This is a genomic window from Bradyrhizobium sp., from assembly GCF_050014615.1.
GTDB lineage: Bacteria > Pseudomonadota > Alphaproteobacteria > Rhizobiales > Xanthobacteraceae > Bradyrhizobium.
On the sequence record NZ_JBEKCZ010000197.1, the window covers coordinates 1 to 9865 of the forward strand.

A 9865-nucleotide genomic window follows, 5' to 3' on the forward strand; every position below is an offset into this window, starting at 1 on the left:
CTGGTGCCGCAAACAGGACTCGAACCTGTGACCCCGTCATTACGAATGACGTGCTCTACCAACTGAGCTATTGCGGCGAACCATCGAGCGCGCTCAGAAACCGCCTGAAAACGCGTGCACCTGATATCGGGCGACGCCTGATTTTGCAAGGAAAACGCGCCCGTCCGACCCCGCAAAGGGATTTTTGACGGATTTTCCCGGCGCGAACCGGTACCCGCCCCGGACCCAGATCCGGGGCCGGCTTTGGCTTGAAAACGCTTTAATTCCCCCAGCGGGACAGGAAGCCGCGCCAGCCGCCGGCCTGGCCCGGCGCCGGATTGATCTGTTCGGTGAATTCGTCGGCGACGGCTTCGTCGTCGATGCCGGGATCGTCGGGCGCCCGGACGATGGGAATTACCGCGGGGATGACGGCGGAAGCCGCTTTATCGGCGGCTTTCGGGATATCCTGCCGCGCGCGGAACAATGCCGGCGCGGCCGCGGCGACGGCTTCGGTCGGCGGCGGCGCGGGCGGCGGCTCAAGCGCCGGTTTTGCCGGTGAATTGATCGTCACATTGACCGGCACATTATCCTGCGCCGCCGGCGCGTCTGCGGGAGATTCCTGTGGAGGTTCGCGCGGCGGCTCGACGCGGCGCGGCGCGGCGGCGAGCATGGCCTCCTCAAACGGCGAGGATTCGATCGCGGCATTCTTGTCCGATGGCAACGCCGCCAGCGGCATCTGCCACTGAAAGGCATCGAGCCGGCCGGACACCGGCGACACCGGGCGCCAGCGATCGCTGACATAACCGTCCGCGGTCCACACCGGGTCGTGCAGCGCGCGCACCGCGCGCAAGGTCCAGGTCCGCGCCCGGCCGCTGTCGCCATGTTCGGTGCGTTCGATTTCCGCCATCAGCATCGCCACCCGCTGCGTCGGTTGAGCGATGAACGGCGCCAGCACCTCGCGCGCGCGCGCGAATTCCACAGCGTCGATCGCGGCGCGCGCCACCGCGAGCGCGCCCTCGAGATGACCGGGCGCTTTCGCCGCCAGCGTCTCGACCCGCACCAGCCGCTGCCGCGCCGAATCGCCGAGTCGCACATGGGCATAGGCGTCGGCCAGATCGGGATGCGGATGCGCCAGCCACGCCGCCTCGACAATGCGCATCGAACGCCGCACCTGATGCGCTTCGCTCTGATATTTGCTGGCGAGCACCGCGGCCGGCACCAGCGTCGGCGCCAGCTTGATCGCCTCCATTACGCTATCGCGCGACAAATCGCGGTCGACCTTTTCAAGCTCCAGCGCGCGCGCCGTCAACAGCACGCCGCGCTGGCGCCGGTACGCATGTTTGTCGATCAGGCCCGACGCCAGATTGTTATCGAGAATCGCCAGCGCGCCGTTCCAGTCGCCCTTGGCGCAGCGAAATCCGAGCACCGCATGCGAGGCCCAGGTCGATCCCGGCGCCAGCTTCAGCGCCTCTTCCGCGATCCCGACCGCGGCGACCGGATCGTCGGCGCGCTGGGCCTCGATGAACAGCCCGCGCAGGCCCAATAGCCTTGTATCCTTGCGCTCGGCCATGGCGTGAAACGCCCTTCGCGCGCCTTCGCGGTCGCCGTCGAGTTGCGCCGATTGCGCGTGCAGCAAGAGCGCCAGCGGATCATCCGCGGCATGGCGGCGCGCGACTTCGGCATGCTGGCGGGCGGCCGACGAATCGCCATGGCCGATCGCGAGCAGGCCTTGGGTGATGGCATGGCGGCCGCGCGCGTGACGGCGTTCGCGCCGGCTGCGCCGGATACGCTGCGGCATCCGCCACAGCGTCAGCAATACCGTCCAGGCCAGCATCGCCGCGACAATGACAATGCCGAGCAACAGCACGAACACCGGCAACGGGGGATGGGCGCGCCAGCCGCCCCACGACATCAAGACCTCGCCGGGCTGATCGGCCACCCATGCCGCGCCCCAACCTGCGAGCGCGATCAACAGCAGAAACAGAATGATCCGGTACATCGAAATCCTATGGCGCCGGTTTGGCGAGCGCCGCCATGGCGTCGGCCGCGAATTGACGCGAGGCGGCGAGCGCCGCATCGCGCTCATCCGCCTTGTCGAGCCATGGCTGCGCCGCCGCGCGATCGGCCGGCGCCAGCGTATTCAACTCGTGCCTCGCCTCGGCGGCATCATTGCGCAGCGCCGCCGCCGTGACCCGCGCGATCACGGCGCTGCGGTCGTTGCCGACGGCGTCGGTGCGCTCGATGCGAACCAGCTTCGCGGCACCGGCCTGCAGGCGATCGACAATCCCGGAGCCGGTGGTGGCGATCTCCGGCGCCGGCGGCGACAGTTTCGGCACCAGCGTCAACAATTCGCGGCTGAGCAGTGCCGCGCTCGGCACGCCCGAGGCGGCGAAATCATCGAGCGGCTTCAATGCGGCCGCGTCGGCGGCGAGCGATTTCGCCGCGGCGAGCGCGGCGGCGAAAGGTTCACCCTGCCGCACCGAAATGTCGAGCATCGAGGCCACCACGACGCGGCGAAGCACGGCATCGTCCGCGGGCTTGTTGCTTTGTTGGGCGATCACAGCACTCTCGGCACGGGTGGCGCGTTCGATCTGGCCGAGGCGCTCGTTGATCCCATCGAGATCCGGCGGTGTCGATTCGCGCGACGCCGATTTCACCGCGTTGACATCCGCGGCCAGTTTCTCCGACTGCGCGCGGGCGCCCGCGATTTCACTGCGCAGCGCTGCAATCGATTTCTCCAGCGCTTCAACCCGCCCCATCGCGGCCGGGTCGGGTGCTGTGGCCGCAGGCCCGGCCGATCTGGACTCGATCTCGGCGAGACGCGACGTCAGCGTGTCGATGACAGCGGCATTGGCCGGCGGCGGCGCAGCCGTCTCACCGGGCCAGCCCACATACCAGGCGGTCGCGAGCACCAGCGCGGTGGTGACGGCGCCGGTCACCGCCGAGGTGACCATCGCGGAAAGCACCCCCGCCCGAGGCCCTTGAAATGATTGCTTGGGCTCGGCGCCAGCGCCAGCACTGGCACTCTGGGTTCCGCCCGACACTTCCGACGCTTCGAGATCGATGGTCGGCGGCGCGCGCCTGGCGCGGCCCGAATCCGGCGGCAGCGTATCTTCGGGCCTGTCTTCGTCCATTCCGCGGTTCCTCTTTGGCTCGATCCGAAATCTACCAGAATCGGCCCGTCCTCTTACGCCAATCAGGGCCGCAAAGCACGGTCCAGCAGCTCGAACAGGGCATTTTCATCCGGCGAGGCCGCCGCCATGACCCGGGTCGCCCCGGCGTCGCGGACCACCGAGGCCACCGCGGCGGAAATGCAGCATTGCGGGATCGCCAGGGCCGATATTTCGACCCCGGCGGCGCGGACCGATTCCAGGAACGCGCGCGCGCTGCGCCGGGAGTAATGCAGCACCGCCTCGATCCGGTTGGCGGCGAAGGCGTCGCAGGTTTCCCGCGGCAGGCCCGACAAGGGAACCATCCTGTATGTCGTCTGCGTGACGACGGTGAACCCACGCTCGCCGAGTTCGCCGGCGAGGTCGCGGGCGAGATCGGCCCCGGCCAGATAAAGCAGCGGGCTCGCCTTCTTCAGGGTTTTCGCCTTGACGCTGGCGAGCACGAGATCGCGCAGGCCCGCGGCACCCCCCGTTGCCGGGACCACGGTTTCGAACCCGATCGTGCGGGCGGCGGCCGCGGTGTGTTCGCCGACCGCGAACAGCGGCAGCTTCAGCAATGGGCTGTGCTTGAGCTGACGTTCGATCCCGCGCAACGCATTGGCGCTGGTGACGATGACAGCGCCGTAGCGCACATCCTGATCCCGATCCGCGTCGTCTTCGAAGGCCACTGGTTCGAACCGCAGCATCGGCGCCAGCAGAACCTCAAACCCCCGGGCGCGCAGGCCCGCGGCGGTGGCCTCATCGTCCGGACGCGGGCGTGTGACGAGAATGGCCATGCTTCACGCTGCCGCCGACAGGGGTTTCGCATCAACGGGCGATTGCACTTCGAGACCTCATAATGCTACCGGATATTACACGGAAAAACGCCGGTTTCGCCGATAACGCAAGGCCTCAAATTGGGTAACGACACGCGAACACTGGTTCTGGGCATCGAGACCACTTGCGATGAAACCGCGGCCGCCGTGGTCGAGCGCCAGGGCGACGGCACCGGCCGAATCCTGTCCAATATCGTGCACTCGCAAACCGAAGAGCACGCAGCCTATGGCGGCGTGGTGCCGGAGATCGCGGCGCGCGCCCATGTCGACCTGCTCGACGGCATCGTCGACCGCGCGATGAAGGAAGCCGGCGTCGGCTTCGCGCAGCTTGCGGGCGTCGCCGCCGCCGCCGGCCCCGGCCTGATCGGCGGCGTGATCGTGGGCCTCACCACCGCGAAGGCGATCGCTATGGTGCACAATACACCGCTGATCGCGGTGAACCATCTCGAGGCCCATGCCCTGACCCCGCGGCTCACTTGCGCGCTGGCGTTTCCCTATTGCCTGTTTCTCGCCTCCGGCGGCCACACCCAGATTGTCGCGGTGACCGGCGTCGGCAAATATGTGCGGCTCGGCACCACGGTCGATGACGCCATGGGCGAAGCCTTCGACAAGGTCGCCAAGATGCTCGGCCTGCCCTATCCGGGCGGACCGGAGGTCGAACGCGCCGCCAGCGGAGGCGACGCCAGACGCTTTGCTTTTCCGCGGCCGATGCAGGGGCGCAGCGACGCCAATTTCTCGCTGTCGGGATTGAAGACCGCGGTGCGCAACGAAGCCAGCCGGATCAATCCGCTGGAACCGCAGGACATCGCCGATCTCTGCGCCAGCTTCCAGGCGGCGGTGCTGGAATCGACGGCCGACAGATTGAGCGTCGGCCTGCGGCTGTTTCACGAACAATTCGGCCCACCACGCGCGCTGGTCGCCGCCGGCGGCGTCGCCGCCAATCAGGCGATTCGCGGCGCGCTGCAGAATGTCGCGGCCAAGGCCCAGACCACGCTGATCATTCCGCCGCCGGCGCTGTGCACCGACAATGGCGCGATGATCGCATGGGCCGGTGCCGAGCGGCTCGCGATCGGACTATCCGATACCATGGACACGCCGCCGCGGGCCCGCTGGCTGCTCGACGAAAATGCCATTGCGCCCGCCGGATTCGCCAACACGCGGGCGGGCTTTTAGAACAGAATAAGAATAGATCGATCTGTAACAACAACGGCAGTGCGCTCCCTCTCCCCTTGTGGGAGAGGGTTGGGGTGAGGGGTTCAGGTCCATCGATAGACCGTAACCCCTCACCCGGATCGCATCTGCGATGCGATCCGACCTCTCCCACAAGGGGAGAGGTAAGAGGAGCCGCTGATAGACCGAGGTGACCTCGCGATGACGTCTTTTAACTCAGTCGCAGTGATCGGCGCCGGCGCATGGGGCACGGCGCTGGCGGCGCTGGCCGGGCGCGCCGGGCGCGATGTGGTGCTGTGCGCGCGCAATGCGGCCGCCGCGGCCGAGATCGCCGCCACCCGCATCAATCCGAAATTACCAGGCATCAGGCTGGACGCGGATATTCAGGTCACCGACGATATCGCAGTGGCCGCGCAAGCGGACATCATCCTGATCGCCACCCCCGCGCAAAATTTGCGCGCGGCGGTCACAATGCTGGCGCCGCATCTCGCCAAGGCCACGCCGGTAATCGCCTGCGCCAAAGGCATCGAGCGCGGCACCCATAAATTCATGACCGAGGTGATCGCGGAAGCCGCGCCCGATGCGCGGCCCGCCATTCTTTCAGGACCGAGTTTCGCCGAGGACGTCGCGCGCGGCCTGCCCACCGCGGTCACGCTGGCGGCGCATCAAAGCGAGCTCGCCAGCGCGCTGGTGCAGGCGCTGGGATCCTCGAACTTCCGGCCCTACCACACCTCCGACGTCCGCGGCGTCGAGATCGGCGGGGCCGCGAAGAACGTGCTGGCGATCGCGGCGGGTATAGCGGCCGGCAAGAAACTCGGCGCCTCGGCGCAGGCGGCGCTGACCACGCGCGGTTTCAGCGAATTGGTGCGCCTGGGGCGTGCCTGCGGTGCGCGCGGCGAAACCATGGCCGGACTGTCGGGCCTTGGCGATCTGATCCTGACCTGCTCAAGCCCGCAATCGCGCAATTTCGCGCTCGGCATCGCGCTCGGACGCGGCGACGCGCGGCCCCGCGACAAGCTTGCCGAAGGCGAATTCACCGCACCGGTTTTGATCGAACTGGCGGCGGCGCAGGACGTCGACATGCCCGTTTCAAATGCGGTCGCGTCGATCCTGACCGGAGCCGTGACCATCGACGATGCGATCGAAAGCCTGCTGACGCGGCCGTTCAAAGCCGAGGGATGAACGGCCGCTGCACGAGGTGACGTAGAGCATTATGAGAATCGTTCTGTCGAAGCAATGGAAGTGCGCCCCCTCTCCCCCAACTCGGGTTTACCCGAGTTGGGTCTCTCAAATTATCGAAGTCGGATATATCCGACTTCGATGGGAGAGGTGAGTGAAGCTGCTGACAGGCCGATGTAAAAACTTCACGTTCTCGAATCTCACGCCAGCACAAATTTCACGAGATCACCGAGACTCGCGCCGATGCCATCGGGAACGGCGTCCAGTTCTTCAAGCGGCGCGTTCAGGCGATTGACCCAGAAGGTCGGATAGCCGAACCATTTGGCGCCGGCCGCGTCCCAGCCCGCGAAGGCGGCAAAGGCGATTTGTTCTTTCCTCAAGCCGAAAGCATCGACGCCCATCTGATAGGCGCGCGAATCGGGCTTGAACGCGCTGACCTTGTCGGTCGAGAGATGGCCTTCGAAAAAACCCTCAAGCCCGGAATTCCTGACCGCGGCATCGAGCATCGCGTCGGTGAGATTGGACAAGAAGGCCATGCGGATGCCGGCATCCCGCAGCTGCTGCAAGGCCGGCGCCACATCCGGCCAGGCCTTGAGCTCGAGATAGGTCTGCATCAAGTGATCGCGCTGGCCGGCGGACAGCTCGATCTTCAGGGATTTGGCCGCAAACACCAGCGCGGCCTCCGTCACCTGCCAGAAATCGACATAGCGGCCGCCGAGGCTTCGCAGCCAGGTGTATTCGAATTGCCGGATGCGCCAGGCATTGCTCAGCTCCGATCCCTGGCCTGGAAAAATTTCCTCGGCCCTGGCGAAAACCGGGCGGGGATCGATGATCGGAAAGCCGTCGAAAGCGATCGCCTTGATTTTTGTTTGTGCACCGTTGGCGGCCGGGGCGATTGCAGTCGCGGTCACACCTGCGGCCAAGGTCACAAACTCCCGACGGTTCACAAACATACTGATTCCCTGTTTTGCAATGCGCCGCGCGGCTTCGCCCTTGACGCCGCTTATATCTGCGTCTTGGTATTGAAGAGGTCACAACCAAGAGATGGGTCGACATGAATTACTGGCTGGTGAAATCCGAGCCTTCCGCCTGGTCCTGGGATCAGCAGGTCGCCAAGGGTGCCAAGGGCGAGGCCTGGACCGGCGTGCGCAATTTCACCGCGCGGCAGAATCTCGTGAAAATGAAGAAGGGCGACCGCGCCTTTTTCTATCATTCCAACGAAGGCAAGGAGATCGTCGGGATCGTCGAGATCATCAAGGAGGCCTATCCCGATGCCACCGACAAGACCGGCAAGTTCGTCTGCGTCGACCTCAAGGCCGACAGACCGTTGCAGACGCCGGTGACGATGGCCGCGATCAAGGCCGACAAGCGGCTGGTCGATATGGCGCTGGTGAAATATTCACGGCTGTCGGTGCAGCCGGTGACTCCGGAAGAATGGAAGATCGTTAGCAAAATGGGCGGGGTCTAGCCGATATAGGTATTATGTAACCTCTGATTCCCGTGTGAGCCGTACTCTCCGCGGTCTTCCCCTCAGCGAAAATTTAGCAATTCAGGCTCTTATTGAAGCCACGCCGCGGGCAGAGCGACGGGAGGGGATACGTCTTGAAATCGGGTGCCAGCAGCCTGAGCCCGACACCGCTCGACGACACGGCGAGCGTGTCCATGACGCCTGCTCTCGAAGCCGAGACCGAGCGGCTGCTGTCACAACGCACGCGCGACATCCGGTTTTCTCCCGAGATGGTACGGGCGTATCGCAAGAAGGACTGGCCGCAGCGAAGCAAGATTGCGCGCGCATGGATGGTCTGGGTCGGGCTGATCAGCATGGCTTTCGTGCCGATCAGCTTCCTTCTCGCTCCCGAATCGCTTTGGCTGACCCTCGCGATCGCCGGGCTGCTGGTTCCGGCGCTGCATGGCTGCGCCTACCTGGTCTGGCGAAAGCCCCGCAGCGCAGCCGTCGAAGCCCTGTCGCTGATGCTGCTGATGAACAGCGTCATGATTGCTTACGGGATCCTCGCCGTCGCGGCCGGCGGCAGCAATTACGAGCGCTTCCTGATCTGCATCATGTATGTGAACACGATCGCGATCGTGGTGTTCAATGTCGGCCATGCCTGGTCGCTGTGCCTGATGGTCTGCTCCACCGGGATGTTTTTCGGTTTCGAAATCTTCAATCCCGCAATCGACCTCAAGGAAGCGATCGGGACCTCGGTATTTTTTGCGATGGGAATCTATGCGGCCGCGGTCGCGCGGAAAACCCAGTCGATCCTCGGTCAAAAAGCCTTCCTGCTGTCCTTGCGCAACCAGTATCGCAGTGAAGCGCTGGAGCGCGCCAATCATCAATTGGAAATACTGGCGACACGCGACCCTCTCACCGGGCTCGGCAACCGCCGTTCGGCGACCGACCTCATCGAGAATCTCTGGCGCGACCTGACGATCCCGAAAGCCAGCATCGCGTTCATCATGGCCGATATCGACTGGTTCAAGCGACTGAACGATACCGCCGGCCATGCCGCCGGCGACGAATGCATCAGGCGCGTCGCCCGGACCATCGAGCAATCGGTACGGGTGGGCGAGGACACCGTGTTTCGCTATGGCGGCGAGGAATTCCTGATCGTTCTGGTCCACGCCTCGCCCGATCTCGCCTGGACCATCGCGGAACGCATCCGCCATGAGGTGGAAGCGCTCGCCATCGTCAATCCCGGAACCGATCGCGCCGACGATAACGCCGGCGTGGTGACGATCAGCCTCGGTGTCGCCTTCGCGCATGAGGCAGCCACGCCCGACACGGTCGCGAAATGGGCCGACGACGCCCTTTACGACGCCAAGCGTTGCGGCAGGAACACCGTGTTCCTGTCGAACGCTCACGCGGAAGAAGATGGCGCGCGGCACGCAGAGCCCGGCGCAGAGTCCGAAAATTCGGCGGCGAATTCCTTGAGAACGACGGCTTAGTCGGCGGGTTGTAGTCGTCATTGCCGGGCTTGACCCGGCAATCCATCCCTCTTGTTACAAAGATTTTTTTAGAAGATGGATGCGCGGGTCAAGCCCGCGCATGACGACTACCCAAGCCGATGCCGCCACCTCCCTGCGCCGGCAACCACTCGCACCGGCTGACGCCCACATCCCGCACGCTGATTTGCCCGTCGTGCCAATCTGTCGCGGATCGACTCTGTTGATCGCGCCCCCAAATCAGCAGCAAAATCCCGCCATCCCGTCTCACAAGAGGGGCGCTTCGCGGTCGTCACGGACGTTGGGTGCGGGATGCGGTGGACGCGACAGTGACGCAGCGCAAATGCTTTGCGCGGACGAACGGCACTCAAGCGGACGGCGAAGTCGTGTGGTCCTGACGCCCCGACGCTGGCGTCAAGTTGGCGGAGTTGCGATGTCGGCCCTATCGGGCCCGACACGCAGTGATCCGCAGGCGATGGTGGCAACAAAGCCCGGTCACCAGGGAGAGCACGAAGGAAACCGTTAAAACCATTGCGCAGGGAAGGCCGGGCGTTCCGGCGAACCTGTGGCTTCTACCCCTGTGCTTTTTTGTTGCACAGGGGGCTGCGG

8 protein-coding genes and 1 tRNA gene are annotated in these 9865 nt (G+C 65.2%); 4 read left to right on the forward strand and 5 right to left on the reverse strand.

Features of this window, described 5'->3' with window-relative positions; genetic code table 11:
* Window position 1 precedes the first annotated feature (1 nt).
* The 4 genes from ABR948_RS24315 to ABR948_RS24330 all read right to left on the reverse strand — a co-directional run bounded on the left by ABR948_RS24315 (window position 2) and on the right by ABR948_RS24330 (window position 3925).
* A tRNA-Thr gene (locus ABR948_RS24315) sits at window positions 2–77 on the reverse strand.
* 182 nt (window positions 78–259) lie between these two features.
* On the reverse strand, window positions 260–1978 hold the full coding sequence (locus ABR948_RS24320; protein ID WP_428122965.1) for a heme biosynthesis protein HemY: 1719 nt from the start codon (window positions 1976–1978) through the stop codon (window positions 260–262).
* A 7-nt stretch (window positions 1979–1985) separates the two neighbouring features.
* Window positions 1986–3113: a COG4223 family protein gene (locus ABR948_RS24325; protein ID WP_428122966.1), complete on the reverse strand. Its 1128-nt coding sequence runs from the start codon at window positions 3111–3113 to the stop codon at window positions 1986–1988.
* 62 nt (window positions 3114–3175) lie between these two features.
* On the reverse strand, window positions 3176–3925 hold the full coding sequence (locus ABR948_RS24330; protein ID WP_428122968.1) for a uroporphyrinogen-III synthase: 750 nt from the start codon (window positions 3923–3925) through the stop codon (window positions 3176–3178).
* A gap of 120 nt (window positions 3926–4045) precedes the next feature.
* On the opposite strand from ABR948_RS24330, the gene tsaD reads away from it, so the two are divergent.
* Window positions 4046–5137: a tRNA (adenosine(37)-N6)-threonylcarbamoyltransferase complex transferase subunit TsaD gene (gene tsaD, locus ABR948_RS24335; RefSeq protein WP_428122969.1), complete on the forward strand. Its 1092-nt coding sequence runs from the start codon at window positions 4046–4048 to the stop codon at window positions 5135–5137.
* A 198-nt stretch (window positions 5138–5335) separates the two neighbouring features.
* Window positions 5336–6316 (forward strand): NAD(P)H-dependent glycerol-3-phosphate dehydrogenase, encoded by a 981-nt coding sequence (locus ABR948_RS24340; protein ID WP_428122971.1) that lies wholly within the window; start codon window positions 5336–5338, stop codon window positions 6314–6316.
* Between the two features lie 197 nt (window positions 6317–6513).
* Here the strand turns inward: ABR948_RS24340 and ABR948_RS24345 are convergent, their stop codons facing one another.
* Window positions 6514–7242, reverse strand: a complete 729-nt coding sequence (locus tag ABR948_RS24345; protein ID WP_428122974.1) for a haloacid dehalogenase type II — start codon at window positions 7240–7242, stop codon at window positions 6514–6516.
* A gap of 125 nt (window positions 7243–7367) precedes the next feature.
* Between ABR948_RS24345 and ABR948_RS24350 the strand changes: the two genes are divergently transcribed.
* Together ABR948_RS24350 and ABR948_RS24355 are read left to right on the forward strand one after the other, a co-directional pair.
* Window positions 7368–7781 (forward strand): EVE domain-containing protein, encoded by a 414-nt coding sequence (locus ABR948_RS24350; RefSeq protein ID WP_428122972.1) that lies wholly within the window; start codon window positions 7368–7370, stop codon window positions 7779–7781.
* Window positions 7782–7915: 134 nt separating this feature from the next.
* Window positions 7916–9259: a GGDEF domain-containing protein gene (locus ABR948_RS24355; RefSeq protein ID WP_428122973.1), complete on the forward strand. Its 1344-nt coding sequence runs from the start codon at window positions 7916–7918 to the stop codon at window positions 9257–9259.
* Window positions 9260–9865: the final 606 nt, after the last annotated feature.